Here is a 19978-nt window from a genome sequence, read left to right as displayed (position 1 = left end):
ATCGAGTATTTTTGCTGGTATTTATGACAAATTGGTCGCGAGTTGATGTCAGTTTGAAGACAGCGGAAACGAAATTAGGAACGCACAACATAAATTTAATTAAGTTTTATCTAGTTTTTCCGATATGTATAGCAAACAGTGTCTATCCCAAGGAGTGAAAATGGATATTCAAATACATCAAGATAGCTTATCACCGCTAAAGCAACAGACTGAATTGAAATCACAAGGCTCGGCTCAAGTTGTTTCCGACCAGATAAAGACGAAATCACCAAGCGATGCGGAAGAAAAGCAAGAGGTACCCGCGATGCTTTCCAAAGAACTTGATGATGAAGCCGCTGGTTATAAGGAAGATAACCCTGTATTTAAAGAGGATTATGAAAACTTAGAAAAGGCAATGGACCTTATTCAAGCGCAAATTCGTAAACTTCAAGAAAGAATTAATAAGCTGATGCAATCCCAAGAGCAGCGCTTTTTAAAAGTCGAACAGCACCCAGACGCGATTAATGATGGGCAGCAAGCTTTAATCGAACACGTAGGCAGTAAAAAGTACCGTGACCAAACAAAAGTAGATGAAGTGGAAGTGCTTGAAGAGCAGCTCTCTGAATTTAAACAGCAAGAAGCGGAGCTTCGCATTCAGATGTTAAAGATGATTTTGGCGGAGCGAGAACGGTTGGAAGAGCTTAAACGCAAAGGAAAACGGTAACTTTTTACCACTAAAAGGTAACAGTATGTTGTATAAGTAATTTTTGAGAGTTATATTTTATTGGATAATCTTTTGGAAATAATGTGTGGCGTGCCAACGATATCCATTTAGAACAATAAACGCACTAGAAAAATAAAGTGTATCATATTCGGGAAATAAGGAGTTTAGAACGTGCAATATCAAGAGTCAGAGTTGTTTTATAGTGACCTTTTTGATGAGCTTTTCCCCATACTACGTTCAATCACGGGGCCAGGCTTGCGTCAGAGTTATGATATTTTCTCTCGTTATATGCCCTTGACAGTTCAGTCTATCCCGACAGGTACCTCGGTGTTTGATTGGACAGTTCCACAAGAGTGGCACTGTAATGATGCATACCTTCTAGATCCGGATGGGCAAAAAGTCGCCGATATGAAACGTTTAAATCTAGAAGTGGTAAATTACTCTGAGCCTGTAAATAGTGAGATTGAGCTCGAAGAATTACAAAACCACCTTTACAGTCTTCCTGAGTTACCGAATGCCATTCCATATGTGACCAGTTATTACAAAAAAAGGTGGGGGTTTTGTGTATCTCAGAATACTCGGGATAAGTTAAAACCCGGCACATATAAAGCGGTCATTGACAGTGAATTTGTTAATGGTCATTTGGATATTGCACAGACTGTCCTTGAGGGAGAGTCAAAAAAGGAAATCCTGCTAAGTTCTTATTTATGTCATCCATCAATGGCAAATAATGAAATCAGTGGGCCTTTGGTGCTGCTCGGTTTATATCACCGAATTAAGCGCTGGCCACAGCGACGTTATTCGTATCGCTTTGCTTTGCATCCTGAAACAATTGGTAGTTTAGGGTTGCTTCATTTAGAGGGCGATTACTTAAAGGAAAATTTAGTTTCAGGTCTTGTAATCAACTGTATGGGTGGTGAGCCTGAAGAATTAGTATTCAAGCATAGTCGTAACGATAATGGATTGTTAGATAAACTGCTATATCACCTTAATGAACATGGCTTTCACCACCAAAACATTCCGTTCAGCCCATTAAGTGGTTCAGATGAGCGTCAATACAATTCACCAGGTTTTCAATTTCCAGTATGTTGCGTGAGTCGATGTTTTCATGCAGGTTACAGTGAGTATCATACTTCATTAGACGATAAAGAAAATATGGGGATTAAACCGATATTGGATAGTATCGACAAACTTGAGAAGATTCTCATTGCGTTGGAGCAGACAGCAACGTTCGAGAACAAGTTTCCTTATGGTGAACCAAATTTAGGCAAGCGAGGGCTGTACCCGACATTGAGCTTTTTCAGCAAAGAAAGAGTTGGCCAATTAGAAGAGTTGAATCATATCAGGATGTTACTCAATTATAGTGATGGAAAGCATGACACGATAGATATTGCGACCTTATCGGGTTGTAGCGTAGTAGATATGGAAAGTGCGATCAGTAAATTAGAGCAACAAAGCGTTCTTGAAATGCTTTAGAAACGGAATGATAGCCAAGCTTTAAGCTTGTGCTATCATTTTTTAAAACTAGTTATTATACAACTTCAACATCATACTTTTTAAGTATGTTTTTCCCTTCGCCGTATGAACTAAAGTCTATGATATCTTCCATTTCTAACATGATATCAAATGCATCTTCTAATTCTGCAACTAGTCCCATGTGACCGACTGAGTCCCACTCAGGAATTGCTTGATAGCCGAAGTCATCGGTGAGCTGTGCTTCAGTGATGTCAAAAGCTGTAATAAAGGCCTGATTGTACTTTTCTAAGTTACTCATTTATTGTTCCTATTTGACGACGAGCAATAACTATTATTGTGAAAGAATATTCGTTGACTATCAATAGCATCTATAAAAGAATGTCAGTATCTTGATATATTAAAACACACTTGCCATGACAGAATACTATAATGCACTCGTAGTGGAAAAAAAATCTCCAAGAGAATTTGAATATCGAGTTAAAAGCTTGCCAGTGACACATCTACCTAGTTCTGAAGTACTCGTAAAAGTGCACTATTCTTCTTTAAATTATAAAGATATTTTATCCTGTCAGGGCAATCCTGCAGTGACTCGCCGCTTCCCTCATACTCCGGGGCTTGATGCAAGTGGGGTAGTTGAGCAATCAAATTCAGCTCTTTTTAAAAAAGGCGATAGAGTAGCTGTGTTTTGTACGCCATTGGGGATGAATTATCAGGGCGGTCTTGCAGAGTATATATGTGTACCTGCTGAGTGGCTCATCCGATTGCCAGAAAATATGTGCCTAGAGGAAGTAATGGTATATGGAACCGCAGGGTATACAGCAGCACTTGCCGTTGAAGCAATCGAAAAGCATGGTATCGACAAGTCAGCTAGTAAGGTGCTGGTAACTGGAGCTAGTGGTGGTCTTGGCAGTATCGCAGTATTACTTCTTAAGCATCTTGGTTATGACGTTGAAGTGAGTGTAACTCGGGAAAACGGTAAAGTTTTCCTTGAGAATTTAGGGGTCACCGCTATTGTTGATTTAAATGCGTCAGATGTGAAGACGACACAAAACTTATTGCCTTCAAGGTGGCAGGCAGTCATTGATGTGGCTGGTGGAGATGTGCTCGCTTGTATTTTAAAGCAGGTATCAGAGAATGGCATTGTTGTGAGCACAGGGCTTGTTGCGGGGACGCATTTTGAGACAAATGTATTACCTTTTATTCTTCGTGGGATCAGTCTAATAGGTATCAACGCGGAAGGAACCTCGGTCGAAAGTAGAAAAAGTCTACTGATAAAACTGGCCTCAATTTGGCGAAGTTCTGCGCTTTGCGATGTCTACACAAAAGTGAAATTAGCAGGGGTCAGTTGTGCTATTGAAAACTTTAAGGAGCAGAATATATATGGCAGAGTTGTAGTGGATATGGAGGCTAAATGATGATGAAAACTGCGGAACAAATATCTACCGCTTTGGATATAACCGCCCCTTTTTTAATGATCGATAATTACGAGTTGATTGAGAAAGGGAAAACGGCTATTGCGACAAAGTCTATCTCCGTTGATGATTGGTTTTTTGAATGTCATTTACCAAGATCTGGAGTCATGCCGGGCACATTGCAGATAGAAGGTATGTTACAAACGTTGGTGCTACTGATTTACGACTCATTTGAGCACGGAGAACATCGGGCTTATGTAAACAATATTAACGTTAAACTGATGAAAGCAGTCACAGTGGCCACTTGCTCGGAATTGCGCTATGAAGCAACCATACTTTCTATGAGAAGGGGGATATGTAAGGGCGAAGTAATTGCTTTGTGTGACGGTACAAAAATTTGCGTAGGCACATTTAGTTATGCCTCTCCACACTTAATGGCAGTCCCTAAGTCAGCTGAATGATTTACGACCAATAGCCTGAAATAACTGTTGGTCGTAAAAGGGCATTAATTATCAGCAGCTTTGGGTATTAATTAGCGCGTTTAACTCTTTGGTATACAGCTTATCTGCTACCTTGCCGGTTATCACTTCATGCTCTTGTTTCATCGGTCCATAGTAATCAACATATCGGTTATTTCCACTATTTAGATCTTGCAACATCATTTCATGTGCACAGAGTAGGTTGATGCTGTGAATGAGAAGAGGTCTTTTTAGTGTGGATAGGAGTTGGGATTCAATAACTGCTGCTTCTCTAAAGGCTCTATCTCCAGTATTGGTTAAAGAAGAAAAGTCACAGGTATCTAAGTCTCGAACATAAAACTGAGTTTCAATGTGCTGCTCTTTGCTGTTTTGTAAGAGCAGTGAACCTGAAAATGTTTTGACGTAGCGATAATCAACATCGGCACAATGCTCTGCATGGTGAATGCTTGAGAGTGATTTTACATAGTGATGCCCAACGCAGATTAGCTGAGTGTTGTTATTTATCACCCACTCAAAAATGGAATCGGGTCCAGTACTTTTAGCGATATAATTTTGTGTGAGAGAGGGGTAGGCGTGACCAAAAACTAAAAAGGAATAAAATGGTTGTTGAACTCTATGTTGCGGATATTGGGCTAACAACATTGCACCAAAAACACCGGTTTGTACTTCACTCTTGTAGGGAGAAAACGCTTTACTGTGAGGAAAACTAAAGTAAAACGAAGAAATAAGTAAAGATTCATTAGGTTTGAGTTGTTCTACCAATGAATCAACAATATATACTGCCGCTTTGTGCGCTTCTGTGTGTTTTACACCTGTTGCAGCAATCAGCATGCGAAAATCAACTGACAACCAATATACATCACTTTGACATTGATTAAAGCTCAATTGTACCGCTGATACGATATTATCAAGCGCTTGAATGACAGAATGATGATTATGTTCAAATTGCATCTTTAATCCAATTACTTAGTGAGAAATGTTACTGCTTTTTGAGCTATTGATTTTGCGTCCAACCCTTGCTCGCCAAGCATATAATCGTAATCACCTGTTTTTATGTATGCATCGGGTAGGGCAACAGAAAGGTGACGAATACCACTACCCAGAGGCGATAAATATTCAGCAATGGCGCTACCAAGGCCTCCAATTTTAGAGTGTTCCTCGACGGTGATAATAGGTCTGCCTTTTGCGATGATTTCTTGCAGTCTAGCTTCATCCAAAGGTTTGATAGTATGCATATTAATGACGGATGCCGATATTCCTTGTTCAGCGAGTAATTCGGCGGCCTGCAAAGACTGGTAAACCATTGAGCCACAAGCGATAAGAGTTACATCAACCCCTTCCCTAAGCAGAATTGATTTTCCTATTTCAAATTCATAATCATCTGTGTAGACGATTGGACAGTTTGCTGTGCCTGTGAGGCGTATATACATGGGGCCTTTGAAACTGGCAGCGGAGTCTACTAACTTCACGACTTCAACACAGTCTGCAGGGGATACAACGGTTAAATTTGGGATAGCACGCATGACCGCCATATCTTCGATTCCGAAGTGAGAGTTCCCCAAAAAGCCCATGCTTATCCCACCACCGATTGCGACAGCTTTGACATTTAGCTCCATGTAACCCAAATTCATTCGAATTTGTTCGCTTGCCCGCATGGCGATAAAGGGTGAAAAGGAAGAGGCAAAAACATTGTACCCCTCCTTTGCAAGTCCTGCAGCTACGCCAATCATGTTTTGCTCTGCAATACCAGCATTAAGAAACTTATCTGGGTAGGTCGTGCGAAAACGTTCTAACCCAGATGAACTCGCCAAATCAGCTGACATTACCATAAGGTCATCGTGCTTATCTGCTATGGCAAGAATAGCTTGACCATACACCCCTCTCGGACCGAGTCTTGCCCACTGACGTGCACTTTTAGACGTTATTTCCATTGTCGCTCCTTTCGTTATTTGAATTATTGAGGGCAGCGACAGCTGCTTCGTAATTAGTTTTAGTTAGACGATTGTGATGCCATGCGTTATCGCCTTCCATAAAAGAAACACCTTTTCCTTTAATCGTATTAGCGACGATGGCTTTAGGCTTATTTAGAGGAGCTTCTTCAAAAGCTTCAACAATGGCATCAATATCATGACCGTCAACTTCAATAACATGCCAGCCAAAAGCACGAAATCGTTCTGCCATATTGTCGATGCGAAGTACATCTTTTCCAAAGCCATCATTTTGTTGTTTGTTGTAGTCTATGATAGCGGTTAGGTTGTCCAGCTTCAGGTGGGATGCCAACATAGCAGCTTCCCATACGGAGCCTTCATTGGTTTCACCATCACCAACTAATGTATAGGTATGAAAAGGCTTTGCTTGTTTTTTAGCCGCGAAAGCGATTCCCACCGCCATTGATATGCCGTGACCCAAACTACCATTAGAGGACTCAATCCCTAAATCAAGATTCATCACGGGGTGGGCGATTAGATCACTGCCATTTTGTTGAAAGGTATCAAAAACTTCTTGAGAAATGATGCCTGCGCCAAGCAGTGCAGGATAAAATCCAAGTACACCGTGGCCCTTACTTAAGATGAAACGGTCTCGTTCTGGCCAGCGAGGATCTTGGGCGTCAAAATTAAGTACTTTTCCATAGAGTACCGCCATGACATCAGTCATAGACAGAGCACCACCAATATGAGTAGATGTGCCACTGTGATAGCTAATATCGAGTATCTTTTGCCTCATGGTACGTGCAAACTCAGTTAATTCTGGATAACTCATTACATTCCTCTTTAAATTAAACCGCCATCAACGTTGAGCACTTGGCCTGTGATGTGCGTCGCTAAATCACTACATAAGAACAAAGCTGTATTTGCAATGTCTTGAGGTATCGCAGCCTTTTTCAGTAAACTTTTAGCGACTAAGTCTATTCTTGCTTGTTCATCCATCTCTTCAGCCATATCGGTGTTAGTGACACCTGGCGCAATAGCATTCACCCTAATACCGCTATCTGCAAGTTCTACTGCCATACTTAGACTCGCGCGCCCAAACGCAGATTTGACACTTCCGTACGCTAGTGTACCGCGATCAATTTGATGCGTTGCACTTGAAAGAATATTGATTACACACCCTTGTTTTTGTCGCTGCATTAGTCTTGAAATCTGCTGAGTTAGCAATAACTGATTGAACAAATTCACTTCAAATAGCTGTTTAACATCATGCATTGAAGTCATTTGAAACAATCCACCCATTGCAACTCCAGCATTATTTATCAATATATCGACCGTTTTAGAAATTGCTCTAATATCTTTTATCGAGGATTTGACACTATCTTCATGGTTTAGATCTAATTTCACAAAGTGCAGATTATCTTGATGTGTCAAACTTGCCTTTGCGGTTTCAATGTCTCTGACAGCAGCGATTACCGTGCAACCATGTGCCAACAAGGTCTCGCTAATCGCTTTGCCGATCCCCCTGTTTGCGCCAGTTACAACGGCCACTTTATTTTTAGCAAGTTGCCCTGCAATGTAAGGTATCATATGACTTTCCTGTAAATAGGCCCACGTTCGTACACATCCTCAAGCAGCAGCCAGTCATCACTTTCCAAAGAGTTCCCGTCAGGAAAAGGAGGCACTGCGCCGGAACCAATTTTGGTTAACACGCTAGGGTGAGTGTAGTAGGCAGTAAGACATTGTTGGACGATATAATTGACTAAATAAACATCCACTCGCTTAGCTTTTTCAATGCAAAGTAAGTAGCTTTTTTCATCAAGGGAGGACAATGAGTTCGAAAACTTTTCTTGCGCAACATTATTTAAAATGAATAAAAACTCTTCAATTTGCTGTGGTTCTAAAAGGTTTGCTACAGCCTTATCTATATGCAGATCCGTCGCAGAGGGCATATTAAGGCTTGTATCTGAGGGTAAAATAACATCTAGAAACTGCGATAAACTCATTATACTACCCAACTCTTTATATTTTTACTGATGTGGTCACAAAATTTTAGAGTTAAAGCTTGGGCGGTAGCGACTGGGTTGACAGCTCCTGATGTGATAAAAACGCTGCTGTCGACGATGAAAAGGTTGCTTACTTCATGTGCTTGCCCATGCTCATTGACCACTGAATTTGTTTTATCTGCTCCCATTTTGGTTGTTCCCATTAGGTGCCAACCCGCATGTTTCACAGGATAATGAGCTGCTGATATTTTCGCTCCGGCTTCGGCGAATAACTTTTTAGTTTGTTCGATACCATGCTCGAGCATTTTTTTTGTATTTTCATGTAGAGAATAGTGCACTTTGATACCGGGCATACCAAAACTATCCGTTTTCGAATAATCAAGCTCTATACGGTTTTCAGGATCTGGTAAATCCTCAGAAATGACGGCAATGCCCATATTATGGTTAAAATATTGCGAAAAGGCCTGATGATGGTTTTTTCCAAGAGGTATTCTTCTCGTTATGTATCCGGAGCACGCGCTATCTACTGCTGAAGAGCCCCTTAATACGTGCAATGTGTAGCCGCGTTTAAAGCCTCTATCTTCTTGCGTTTCATAAAATTGTTGAGAATAAATACTACAGCCCTGTGGACCGATGCTTGTATCTAGTGGTTCATCAAATACACCTTCGACATATGCGAGTGGATGTAGCATCAAATTGCGACCAACAAGGTCATAGTTGTTTAATAGCCCATTAGGGAAAAGTTCGGATTTACTATTTAGTAGTAATCTAGGTGTACCTATCCCGCTACAAGCGAGAATGACAAGGGATGCGGCTAAAAATTGCTCATCTCCATGTTTGTCATAATATTTTACTCCTGTTGCTTTTTGTTCTTTATCAACTGGAATATCAAAAACACGGCATTCAGTCATTACTTGAACGCCTTGTAACTTTGCTTGCGGCCAGTAAGTAATATCAACGCTGCCTTTGGCACCTTGACTACACCCGGTATTACACGGGCCCAAATTTATGCAAGGAGGTCGGTTTTGGTGGTTTTTAGTATTGATAGCACTGTATGACGGCCACCAATGCCAGCCAAGCCGATTAAAAGCTTGAGCCAATTTTTTCGCACCTCGCCCCATCGCTACTGGCGGCAATAAGTTTTCATATTCAGGGTATGCAGTATCTCCAACTAACCCTGCAACGCCCATCATCTCTTCATTTTGATTAAAGTAAGGAGTGAGCGTCTGGTAGTCAAATGGCCAATCCTCTGCAACCTTATCAAGCTTATATGTGGCAAAGTCAGAAGGGTGAAAGCGCGGAAAGTGCCCTGAATATAAGATGGTACTACCACCAAAGCCATTAAAATTGGCAAGAGATATAGCGGAATTACTGTTATCAATTGGGTAATCAGCCTTGTTGGCTCTAACATTCGGGTCAAAACTCGCTGACCGTTGCTTATCTCGCTCCCAATCCGCTTTGGTCGTAGGGTATTGGGCTGGGTTAGATTCGCGACCTTGCTCAATACAAACTATAGATAGGTTGCTATCCTGGCTGAGACGCCAAGCAGCGGCTGCTCCACTTGCACCAGAGCCAACAATAATAATATCTACTTTAGCGGTCATAACTCAGTTTTCTTTTTTGGCAGATATTGCTCGAGGATTTCCGGAATGGTAATCATCATATCGGCCTCACAGGCTATTTCGCCATTAACCTTTGCCACGCCCCTGCCTTTACAAATACCTCTTTTCCAAGACAGTACTTCGGTTTCAATTTCAAACTTTTCACCTGGTTTTACTTCTCTTTTATAGCGCACGGTGTGTTGCAAGGCATGTGTTACTTTACCCTTTAAGCCGGGAAGAGTAGTAATCGCGACCGTTAGCATTTGCGCTAACGCTTCGAGTTGCAGGGCGCCAGGCATATTTGGACCATCAGGAAAGTGTACAGGGAAGTACCACTCATTCATGGTTAGATTTTTATAGCCTTTGGCATATTTCCCGGGAATAACTTCCTCAACATGGTCAATCATGAGAAAAGGGTAGCGGTTAGGTTGATATTCTTGTAGTTCAACACAGTTTAAACTGAATTTTTCCATTTTTTACAAAGCCTTGTTTAAATATCTTAGTCGATAGTTACGATTCGGGATAATGTCGTTATTATATCGTATCCATCCCATAAATTGTGCATATTCAGTGCGTTACCTATGGGGACTATACGATCAATTCCACTACAGCCATTGCTATAGATAAACTCAGCAATAGTACTTTTCTCAACGCCTAAATAGCTCAAAGTTTGCACTTTCTCGTTGATTAGCGGGGCAAGCTGCGCTATCGATTTAATTCTGGTTTCGTAGATTAATCCACTCGTACCACGGAAGCTTTGTTGAGAAATATTGATGGATTTTACTTCAATCCTAGTAAGTTCAGGTGAAGCAATTTCAATATTGGCGATATCCTCATGGTCAATAGCTGCATTACAAGTATCCACAAACTTATTTAGTACCTGAATGTCTTCAATCGCGTATTTATCTGCCGCAATGTCAGCTAAGCATTGCCAAAGTCGACTTTTTGCTTCTATAACCGAAGAGTCATCACCAAGCCAGACACACAACTGAGGTGACGAGCAGCCCGCTTGATCTAGCTGATATATATCATTATAAAAATGGTGGCAGTGGGTATTGATAAGGTCGTCAGAACAACAGCTAATGTAGGTAGCATCAAGCAAACATAGAGAGTAGCGATCTGCAAACGCTATTTCTCTAGAGCGAGGAGGCGTGGCAAATTGGCGCATTTTATTAATGGTATGATCACCGCCCCAAATCACTCTTCCTGCTGCTTGGCTGAGCCAAAATGCAGTGACATCATCATTATGAGCATAGCGAATAAGAAAAACTCGTTGGGCGATTGGTTGGTACTCAGACTCTAATAATAATTTCGAGAGAGTTTGTAACGCAATATCTGTGCTGCGGTTTGATTTAGATGACAAGCGCAAAACACAGCTATTACCTGCAAGTAGCGCAAATGCGAGTGAATAAGCAAAGTTTATCGGTACGTTTGCTGGGCAAATATGAAAGGTTAAACCCAGCCCTACAGATAGCCTGTTTGAGTAGGGGCTTGTTTTCATTGATAAAAGGTTGGCTTTTCTTAGCCAAAACGCGAGCGCCATTAGATCTGGAAGCGTATTTGCCTCTGGATGTCGTCGTAGCCTTGCTGAAAGTGTATTTAAAAACGATATGGTCTGCTCTTCCCAAACCCTTGTTGGCTGAATATGAAAATCGGATGCTGAGCCAACTAAGGTTGTAAAGTGAGCTTGAATGTTATTTGGAATAAGTATCACTGCACCCTCTCACTTCCGCTTGTTTTACTCTACCCAGTACATCAAAATAGGTACCTTTCCAGCCGCACTGGCAGTCATCTTCTCCAAGCTTTACACCGATATCTTCACTTAAGATACTATGTCCAGGGTAGCTATGAGGGAGTGCAGAAATTAATTGAATAAGCCCCAAATTACCATCTTTAACTGGTTGTAATGTTTTAAAATCTCTAATTATTACTTCAGACCATGATGAGCAGTGGAAGTGGCCCTGTTTACACTCCATAAAGATAGACCCTGTTTGCTCAATCATACCGTAGTAATTGTGTACACTCTGGATTGCAGTAACGTTAGCTAATCTAGACTTAAAATGTGACTTGGTTACCTTATTTGCTTCTATTTTCTTCCAGCCACCACCATGAAGCAAAATGCTTTCGGATAAATCAATTTTTTTGCTCAATTGCTCTAAGGCTTCAACAAAATGAAGCCAAACTATATAAGTAAAGCCAAAGATAAACTTTTTCTGTCCTTGATATTTGTCTATGAATGCGTTGAGAGCATCAAAGTTTATTGTCATATCATCATTCAATGCGTAAGTGATGTCTCGCCCATACATTGAAAACCCTAAGATACCCGCAGTACGAGCCGAAAACTTTGTTCTATTTTTGACGGTAGACGGACAGTCGATAACTAGCATTGGAAGGCGCTGTTTACCAATTAAGTGAGTAACTAGTTTAGAGAGTATTTTTACTTGCAGCGCTGATGTTCTTTTATCGAGATAAATTTTGGAAACGGATTGTCCAGAGGTTCCCGAAGACATCATCGTCTTAATAACACTTTCTTGTGGTACACTTTTTAATTCTTGAGATTTAAATAGTCTGACTGGCAGAGGAAAAAACGGACTAAATGGGTGGCTATTTAAGTCAATATTAGGCATAGACTGCTTAAGCTTTGCAAATGGCGGACATTGAGATAAATGAAGTTGATCTAGTTCAGCCAACTTTGATATTAATACCGATTGCTTTTGCTGCTTAGGCCATGCGTATGGTGGCCAATCAGATAATATTACTTCATCTACTTCATAAGACATTGATAATCTACCTTGCCACTTTCTAATCGAGGAATGTGTGAAACAGTTTGAATTTTGATGGCTGTATAATTAATGGAAAATAGTTCTGCGAACGTTTTTTTAAGTGTTCGTAGATCAATTTCTTCGCCATTTACAATGGCAATATTTAGCTTATCATCAGTGCCAAAAGCGACACTTTCATACCCTAATTCTTGCAACGTTGCTTCAACATGACTCAGAGATATACGATTTCCAAACACTTTGATAAAGCGCTTTAAACGGCCCTCTATGTAGAAATAGCCCTGTTTGCAGCTTGCTAAATCGCCTGTTTTCAAAATGCCTTGGTTTTCATCACCTTTAGATAAGTCGAAAATAGTTTCAGCGTAACCTAAGCATACATTATCTCCCTCATAGACTAGCTCGCCTATGTCGCCTGACTCTGTGATGTCGTTACCTTGTTCATCTTGGAGCCATAGTTTTCCTCTCGGAATTGCCTTACCGATACTGCCAAGGTGCGTATTCAAATCACTAGGCTGCATATAAGATATCCTCGGTGAAGCCTCCGTTTGACCGTACATCACCCAAAAATTAATACCCATTTTGTTCGTCAATGTTTGTATCTTTGACAAATATCGCTCTGCTAATTTACCACCTGCTTGTGTCATCGTTCTAAGATGGGGCAATTTCATGGTATCAAGCTTCATTCTCAGTAGTGATTCATAATGAAATGGTACTCCTGAGAAACTGGTAATTTCGTGAGCCGTCATATTTTCCCAAAATGACTTGTCCATTATCGTTTCATTTGTCAGATAAATTGAGGCACCCGCAAGTAAATGGCTGTTTACAATAGATAATCCATAAGAATAGCTAATAGGCAAATGTACAATAGCGCGCTCTAATGGGGTGATAGATAAATATTCTTTGATAGCTTGCGCGTTACTCAATAGGTTTTGTCTAGAAAATCTAACGAGTTTTGGTGAGCCGGTTGATCCCGAGGTTGAAGCCAAAAATGCCAATTGGGGGTGTAAAGCGTGAGGTTTATTTAAGGGGTCACATAGTAATTGATATTGATCCTGTGAGCTTAAAACTGTGTACTTAGAGAAAATACTTGCTTTCTCTGCTTTGGTTAAAACATAGTCAGGTCGGTATGTGCACACTAGCGTTTCGAGCTGCTCAGTTGCCATATTTGCACTTAAAAACAGTACTACGACTTCAGCCTCAATTGCTGCTAGGTAATGAACAAGGCATGGGTAATCATTATTTCCGATGATAAAAAGTAATGCCTTTTGCTGTAAGGGTTTTGCTGCATTTGCAACATCATCAAGCAGCGCTCGATAAGTATAGAATTCGCCGTTTTCAGTGATCACGGCAATGTGTTCTGGATACTGCTTGTTGATTACACTTTGAATCTTGGTCATGGGCTAAACTTTTGACGTTAAAACTGCTAATGGCATTACGCTTATTCTACAATAAAAATCCTGCAAAAATCGCGCCGATATCAGATGAGTATCACATGCTCAACGTGAACATATAAATAAAATATAGCGGTACGTTTAAAACTGATATGAACTCAATGAATAGCGCTTACAGCACCTGTAATGTTAGCTTAAACAAATAAAAACATTAACTTATAAGAAGAAGATAGAAAAGCATAACGTTAAAATCAGCGAAAATTCATCCAAATTTCATGGCATCACTCTCACTACTTGCTAGCTTGAACACCCTTTGTAATTGATTTCAAAAGTTTAATTAGTAATAGGGAGCTAAAAATGGATAACAAATTATTGACGTCTGAATGGTTGATACTGTTCGTAACTTTAGTACTGGTCAGCAAAAGCCTTGCTCAAGACGCAGAAGTATCTTTAATAGGTCCTTATCTTGGCCAAACACCTCCTGGGGGCACACCTCAAGTATTTGCGCTTGGCACGGTGTCAACAGCGCACAGGGATCACAATGCGTTTTTCTCTCCCGATATGAAAACTTTTTATTTTACGAGAAAGGATCTGAACGTGAACCGTTGGAGTTTAATTGCATACGAGCAGCGAGGTGAACAGTGGCATGAAACGACTGTTGGTCCAAGAGTTGGAAGGCCATTACTAGCACCAGATGGTGTGACCATGCATATGGGGAAATATGTTATGACGCGTCGAGAGGGGAGCTGGTCTGAAGCCAAAAGTCTAGGCCCTATGTTTGATAAAGAAAGTTGGGGGATCATGCGGTTAAGTGCATCTGCGAGTGGTACGTATGTGTTTGACGATTATAAAAGTGGCGATGTTATTAGGATCTCTGAGGTGAAAAACGGTCAACGCCAAAGACCGGTTAAATTAGGTCCTGAAATTAACACTGGTCTATATAATGCGCATCCATTTATCGCGCCCGATGATTCTTACATTATTTGGGACGGGGTTCGAGATTCAGGGTTTGGTAACTCAGATCTTTATATCAGTTTTCGTTTGAAAGACGGTAGTTGGGGCGAAGCGATTAATTTGGGAGACAAAGTAAACACGAGTGCGCGGGAGGCGTCAGCGAGTGTAACGCCCGATGGTAAATATCTGTTTTTTAACCGTACCACACCTTCAAGAGATGCTGATATTTTTTGGGTTGATGCTCAGGTCATCGAAACGCTAAGACCTGCCAATTAACTTATTGGCATACAGCGCACAGTGATTACTTCGGTGTGCGCTTTATTCTTTTCTTTAAGTTAGTCAGAGTAAGCTGCTCAACAATGTTATCTAAAAAGTGAGCTTGATCTGCCGTGATGTTGAAGGGTAATGCTTTAAACCTAAACTCGTCACTAAATCCCTGTTGAATAGCCTGTTTGAAATAGTCCTGAGCCTTGTCATTTTGCTGATGGTAAAGGCTGATGAGGCCGAGGCTAAAGACCAATTCAGGATCTTGGTTGCCGGCCTTTATCTGGTTGGCAATATCATCGGTATATCTACTTATTGATTGATGCTTAGCAGTGAGAAATGACAAGTATAATTGACTGAATAATGCATATCTACCGTGCTTTTCAACAGTCAGCGCTAAAACATTGGTCGCTTTATCATGATGATTGTTACTTAGATAAGAAAGGGCTGTGAACCAGTTTAATGTCTGGGCATTTGGCGCGGCTTTGGCTAATAAGTTAAGGTGTTGGATGGCTTTTTTATGCTGCATTTGTTGCTGTAAAAACTGGACGTGTTCTAGTTGTATCCAAGGAGATCCTTTTACTTCAGGGCTGGCGTTGATAAGTACCTTGTTAAACCAGTTGGCCATATACATTTTGCGCAGGCAGTGGAGGTAGCTAGCAACTACCTTAGGCTCGCTGGGAGAAGCCTCATAAGCTTGGCGTGCTAGTGGGTATGCATCAATGGTGTTGCCTTGCAAGAGATAGGTCTCGGCTAGGTGTGACTTTAACAGAGGCCAATTCGGCGTATTTGCTATGGTGTCATTTAGAAGTTGTTGTGCTTGATGGTAATGCCCTTGAAGAGTATGGACTTGAGCCAAAAGCAGTTTTACTGATGGACTATCGGGTGTTAAATCCAGCGCTTTTTCTGTATTGATCCGGCTTTTCGTCAGCGCGTCTGCAACCTGATTATATAAGTTATAGTCGCTCAATAAAGCTCGACTCAAGCCCTTATAACTCTCATCTACGTCTTGTGATGTTGTGATGCTTTGCTGATACAGCGCTATCGCCCGTAAATTATCTTCTAAAGTTTGTTGGGTAAAGTGTTGCTGGGCGATGCTCAGTGTTGCGTCAGAGCTTGTTGAAGAAAATGGTGAGGTAAAAGGGGAGTGATATATACCAATAATACACGCCAGAGCTAGGCCGATACTTCCGCCGGCTAGAGTAGTAAATCGCTTTACTGCTGGCGCTTGCGGTTTATGATTTATCTTATTAACGGTTGCGCTAAAGCGGTATCCGACGCTGCGTTCAGACACGATATATTCTGGTTTATTGGCATCATCTTCAAGGAGCTTTCGTAGCCTTGCTATTTGTTTTTTAATCGCATCATGAGTCACGACTCGACCAAGCCAAACTTGTTGTTCTAATTGCTGGTGGCTCACAAGGTGAGGTGCATGCTCAATCAGGTTCAGCAACAATCTATGCGCGAGCGGTGTCAGTACATGAGATACATCGCGATGACTGATGGTGCGAGAAGATACATCAAAATCCCATTTTTGATTCAACTGATACTGCAAGTTATAAATCCTGTATTTTTTATTTTATTGATTTAAATGCTTTTAATTGTTCTGTCACGCAATGTCACCAAAGCACACTGGCAAGCCAACATTAAATACGTAGAGTAAGACTCGTCATAACAATAAACAAGGATTTACATGAAAGCATTACCCCATTTACTGTTATTTTTATGCTTGTTTTCTATGCCTGCTCAGGCGACGACTCAACTGCAAAAGCAACTAGATGACTATATCGCGCAGTATCACCAAATTAAAGAGTTTGATGGTGCCGCTTTGGTTGCTCGAGGATCTGAGGTGTTACTTCAACAAGGTTATGGGTTTGCCAACGTAGAGTGGCAAATAGCAAATCAGCCCAATACTAAATTTAAGCTAGCATCAGTGACCAAACAGTTTACCGCGCTTTTGGTATTACAACAGGTTGAGAAAGGAAAGATTGAACTTGATGCTAATATTTCCAGTTATTTACCTAAATACCGAAAGGATACGGGAAACCAAATTACCATAAGGCAATTACTTAATCACACGTCAGGCCTACCTGATGTGTTTAAACACCCTGAATTTCGCCAAGTGCAAAGCCACAACCCTTATAACCGCGATGAGTTTATCGACCATTTCTGCTCAGGAGACTTGTTGTTTGAGCCGGGCTCTGCGTTTCGTTACAGCAATGCCGGCTACACGATACTTGGGCGTATCCTTGAGCTTGTGAGCGGAAAAAGTTACTGGCAACTACTTGAAAAGCAAATATTAGTACCGTTAGATATGAAAGAAACTGGATTTGCCGATCATAAGCAGGTAATCAAAGGCCTAGCGAATGGTTACGACACCACGTTGAAGGGGTTCAAACATGCTGATTTTATTGACATGACAGTGCCTTTTTCCGCAGGCGCAATGTATTCAACGGTGCAAGATATGTATAAGTGGGACCGGGCATTATACACAGATAAGCTATTAACGCCTGAGACCAAGACATTGTTATTTACCCCCTCTAAACATAGAAATTACGGGTTTGGGTGGGAAGTCACCGACAAAGAAGATACCAGCCAAATTAAAACGCTGGTTCACCATGGTGGTGGCATCCCAGGGTTTGGGGCTAAGATAGCAAGAGTATTGGAGGACAAAACGGTTATTATTTTGCTGGATAATACAGGTGGCGCGCCATTGACACAGATGGTTGATGGCATACTTGAAATCCTTGCTGGTAGGGCTGTAGCAGCGCCTAAGTTAAGTCCATATCGGCTGCTTGTTGCAACGATTTTATCTGACGGCGTTGAAGTTGCGATTAAAAACTATCAACAACAGGTTCGCAAAGGGAAGGGACTGAGTGAGCGCCAACTAAATCGCTTTGGGTATCAATTATTGGAAGTCGGTTATTACGACGCAGCAATTGAATTTTTCAAATTGAATGTTGCGGCACACCCAAAAAGCGTGAATACCTATGACAGTCTTGCCGAGGCCTATCTTATTAAAGGGGATAAAACCAACGCACGTGTTACTTATCGGCAGTTATTGCAATTAGATAGTAACCATGAAGCGGCTAAGAGGTTTGTAGAGTCAACCTTGAAGTGAGCGCTGCAATCAACTTTTGCTATGTCTGTTACCGAGCATAGTTTTCTGATGATAGAGTGCCTCAATTATATAGCGCCTAGCCGTACGTAGGCTTAGGCGCTATTTATCCATTATGGCGGTATTTTAGAGCGTAAACTTGTCGACTTGTGACTTTAAGTCGTGGGCAAGTTTACTCATTTCATTACACGCCGTCGCGGTTTGGTTGGCACCTTCGGTCATTTCAACGGCCGAATAATTGATAGTCTCGATATTCTTGTTCAGCTCCTCTGAAACCACTGATTGCTGATGACAAGCTGACGCGATCTGCGTACTCATCGCTGCGATACTATCAATTTGAGATTCAATTTGATGGATCATATTGCCAGCAACTTCCGATTGCTCAACACAAAGTGCAATACCTTGTTCACAGCTCTTGGTTGCCACGCCAGTTTCCTTCGACTTGGTTTGTAGATCGTTGACGATTTCGACAATTTGCGTGGTTGAATCTTGGGTGCGTTGGGCCAGTGAGCGAACTTCATCTGCAACAACGGCAAAACCACGACCTTGCGCGCCTGCACGAGCGGCTTCAATGGCGGCATTTAATGCCAATAGATTCGTTTGCTCCGCGATTTCTCTAATTACGTCAACAACGACATTAATGTTGTGTGAGTTTTTCTCGAGATTATTAGCAAGCTCGCCTGCAGCGGTGACTGTTTGTGCTACGTCTGAAATATGATTAATATTTGATTTAAGTGCGTCGCTGCCTTCTCTGGCTTTTTCACTTGCCTGATTTGCTGACTCAGCGCCCATTTCTGTACTTTTTGCTACTTCACTAATCGCTGCTTGCATTTGTGTCATCGCGGATGCGACGGATTGCAGCTCATTTTGTTGTACATTCATACCTTGGGCATTTTGGTAAGAAATGGCATTTACTTCTTCTACTGCTGCAGTTAATTGAATGGCAGAGTCATTGATCATGGTGATTAAGGCGTGTAACTGTGAACGCATTTTTTCTAAAGATTGGGTCAATAAACCTAGCTCGTTCTTGCCTGTATCTTCAAGTGTAATCGCATGATTTAGCTCACCACGGGAGATTTTACTCGCAAGAACCACGGATAAAGCAAGCGGTGTCTTAATCGCTTTACTCAACAGCATACAGATAATGACTATGGTTATTGCAACGAGTAATCCAGAAATCGCTAAAGTAAATAAGGTGCTATTAACTGCTGATATAGCCGAGCGCTCAGAATTTTCAACACTGCTATCATTTAGTGCTTCCAGTTCACTAAGCTCAGACATGGCGTTGGCAAACAGAGGATAGCTATCTAAAATGATTCGATTCGCTTCTTTGGCATCACCATTGATGATGAGGCTCTCATAACGGTACGTGGCATTGACGTATCGCTGCCAAGCGGTAATAAACGCATTGAACAGTGCCTTTTCTTCTTTGCTGACCGGTAATGATTGATAAAATGCTATCTTGTCATTCAATGACTTCTTCAGATCTCTTAATATAGCGAGCCAGTTTCGTACCTCTGAGTCTTCAGGGTTTAACGCAGTACTAAACTCATCTTTACGTATCGTTGCTAAGTCAATTTTAATGTCTTTGATGGTTTCCATCGATGGAATGCTGGTTCTGACGATGTCGTTCAGATTGGCGTTCACTTCTTTCATTCCTTGGTAGCTCATCAAGCCAACTCCAATGAAAATGACAAAAAGTAAGGTGAAACTTAACGTTATTTGGTTAGAAATAGATAGTTTTTTTAACTGCATTATTGAAGCTCAATGAATCCATGGATGATGATTGATATTTAAAGGGGCGGTATTGTATTTGAAAAACAGGTGATATTAATAATTAAATGTTTTTTGCTAATGTTTGCAGTT

General features: G+C 41.2%; 19 protein-coding genes. 6 read left to right on the top strand and 13 right to left on the bottom strand.

Translation table 11 applies throughout. The features are described 5' to 3' along the window. The first annotated feature begins 160 nt into the window (after window positions 1–160). Entirely contained in the window at window positions 161–703 is a 543-nt protein-coding gene (locus GSF04_RS17910; RefSeq protein WP_211858180.1) for a hypothetical protein, read from the top strand. 171 nt (window positions 704–874) lie between these two features. Then, entirely contained in the window at window positions 875–2179 is a 1305-nt protein-coding gene (locus GSF04_RS17905; protein WP_211858178.1) for a DUF4910 domain-containing protein, read from the top strand. Window positions 2180–2234: 55 nt separating this feature from the next. Here the strand turns inward: GSF04_RS17905 and GSF04_RS17900 are convergent, their stop codons facing one another. Beyond that, window positions 2235–2477, bottom strand: a complete 243-nt coding sequence (locus GSF04_RS17900; RefSeq protein ID WP_039496786.1) for an acyl carrier protein — start codon at window positions 2475–2477, stop codon at window positions 2235–2237. A 142-nt stretch (window positions 2478–2619) separates the two neighbouring features. Between GSF04_RS17900 and GSF04_RS17895 the strand changes: the two genes are divergently transcribed. Both GSF04_RS17895 and GSF04_RS17890 read left to right on the top strand, forming a co-directional pair. Then, window positions 2620–3594: a YhdH/YhfP family quinone oxidoreductase gene (locus tag GSF04_RS17895; protein ID WP_175401234.1), complete on the top strand. Its 975-nt coding sequence runs from the start codon at window positions 2620–2622 to the stop codon at window positions 3592–3594. Then, the gene (locus tag GSF04_RS17890) at window positions 3591–4052 is read left to right on the top strand and encodes a hypothetical protein (RefSeq protein ID WP_211858176.1); all 462 of its coding nucleotides are present in this window, start codon (window positions 3591–3593) and stop codon (window positions 4050–4052) included. Before GSF04_RS17895 ends, GSF04_RS17890 begins: the two co-directional genes overlap by 4 nt. A gap of 51 nt (window positions 4053–4103) precedes the next feature. On the opposite strand, the gene GSF04_RS17885 is transcribed toward GSF04_RS17890, so the two are convergent. From GSF04_RS17885 to GSF04_RS17840, 10 genes are read right to left on the bottom strand one after another with little or no spacing between them, the layout of a single operon-like run. Then, a complete protein-coding gene (locus GSF04_RS17885) occupies window positions 4104–5021 on the bottom strand; it encodes an AAC(3) family N-acetyltransferase (RefSeq protein ID WP_211858174.1) in 918 nt (305 codons plus the stop codon). An 11-nt stretch (window positions 5022–5032) separates the two neighbouring features. Next, window positions 5033–6001, bottom strand: coding sequence for a transketolase C-terminal domain-containing protein (locus GSF04_RS17880; RefSeq protein ID WP_211858173.1), 969 nt, complete (start codon window positions 5999–6001; stop codon window positions 5033–5035). After that, a complete protein-coding gene (locus GSF04_RS17875; protein ID WP_052258354.1) occupies window positions 5985–6830 on the bottom strand; it encodes a transketolase in 846 nt (281 codons plus the stop codon). The genes GSF04_RS17880 and GSF04_RS17875 overlap by 17 nt, the downstream gene beginning before the upstream one ends. 11 nt (window positions 6831–6841) lie before the next feature. Further along, window positions 6842–7588 (bottom strand): SDR family oxidoreductase, encoded by a 747-nt coding sequence (locus GSF04_RS17870; protein ID WP_211858172.1) that lies wholly within the window; start codon window positions 7586–7588, stop codon window positions 6842–6844. Further along, window positions 7585–8004, bottom strand: a complete 420-nt coding sequence (locus GSF04_RS17865) for a hypothetical protein (RefSeq protein WP_211858170.1) — start codon at window positions 8002–8004, stop codon at window positions 7585–7587. Before GSF04_RS17865 ends, GSF04_RS17870 begins: the two co-directional genes overlap by 4 nt. Next, window positions 8004–9608: a GMC family oxidoreductase gene (locus tag GSF04_RS17860; protein WP_130125948.1), complete on the bottom strand. Its 1605-nt coding sequence runs from the start codon at window positions 9606–9608 to the stop codon at window positions 8004–8006. The genes GSF04_RS17865 and GSF04_RS17860 overlap by 1 nt, the downstream gene beginning before the upstream one ends. Then, window positions 9605–10078, bottom strand: coding sequence for a 3-hydroxyacyl-ACP dehydratase FabZ (gene fabZ / locus GSF04_RS17855; protein WP_039496798.1), 474 nt, complete (start codon window positions 10076–10078; stop codon window positions 9605–9607). Before fabZ ends, GSF04_RS17860 begins: the two co-directional genes overlap by 4 nt. Before the next feature lie 26 nt (window positions 10079–10104). Then, window positions 10105–11319 (bottom strand): acyl-CoA reductase, encoded by a 1215-nt coding sequence (locus GSF04_RS17850; RefSeq protein WP_211858165.1) that lies wholly within the window; start codon window positions 11317–11319, stop codon window positions 10105–10107. Next, window positions 11300–12385, bottom strand: coding sequence for an acyl-protein synthetase (locus tag GSF04_RS17845; protein ID WP_039496802.1), 1086 nt, complete (start codon window positions 12383–12385; stop codon window positions 11300–11302). The genes GSF04_RS17850 and GSF04_RS17845 overlap by 20 nt, the downstream gene beginning before the upstream one ends. Beyond that, complete coding sequence (locus GSF04_RS17840; protein WP_211858162.1) at window positions 12370–13782, bottom strand: AMP-binding protein; 1413 nt, start codon at window positions 13780–13782, stop codon at window positions 12370–12372. The genes GSF04_RS17845 and GSF04_RS17840 overlap by 16 nt, the downstream gene beginning before the upstream one ends. A gap of 351 nt (window positions 13783–14133) precedes the next feature. Here GSF04_RS17840 and GSF04_RS17835 point away from each other — a divergent pair, with 351 nt between their 5' ends. Next, entirely contained in the window at window positions 14134–15006 is an 873-nt protein-coding gene (locus GSF04_RS17835) for a PD40 domain-containing protein (RefSeq protein WP_211858160.1), read from the top strand. Window positions 15007–15031: 25 nt separating this feature from the next. Here the strand turns inward: GSF04_RS17835 and GSF04_RS17830 are convergent, their stop codons facing one another. Beyond that, window positions 15032–16549 (bottom strand): winged helix-turn-helix domain-containing protein, encoded by a 1518-nt coding sequence (locus GSF04_RS17830; protein ID WP_211858158.1) that lies wholly within the window; start codon window positions 16547–16549, stop codon window positions 15032–15034. Between the two features lie 138 nt (window positions 16550–16687). Between GSF04_RS17830 and GSF04_RS17825 the strand changes: the two genes are divergently transcribed. After that, window positions 16688–18115, top strand: coding sequence for a serine hydrolase (locus tag GSF04_RS17825; protein ID WP_211858155.1), 1428 nt, complete (start codon window positions 16688–16690; stop codon window positions 18113–18115). 123 nt (window positions 18116–18238) lie between these two features. Here the strand turns inward: GSF04_RS17825 and GSF04_RS17820 are convergent, their stop codons facing one another. Further along, window positions 18239–19867, bottom strand: a complete 1629-nt coding sequence (locus GSF04_RS17820) for a methyl-accepting chemotaxis protein (protein ID WP_211858153.1) — start codon at window positions 19865–19867, stop codon at window positions 18239–18241. Window positions 19868–19978: the final 111 nt, after the last annotated feature.

The organism is Pseudoalteromonas sp. A22, assembly GCF_018141345.1.
Taxonomy (GTDB): Bacteria; Pseudomonadota; Gammaproteobacteria; order Enterobacterales; family Alteromonadaceae; genus Pseudoalteromonas; species Pseudoalteromonas maricaloris.
The sequence above is the reverse complement of the archived record's forward strand: the minus strand, read 5'-3'. Positions and strand labels throughout refer to the sequence as shown.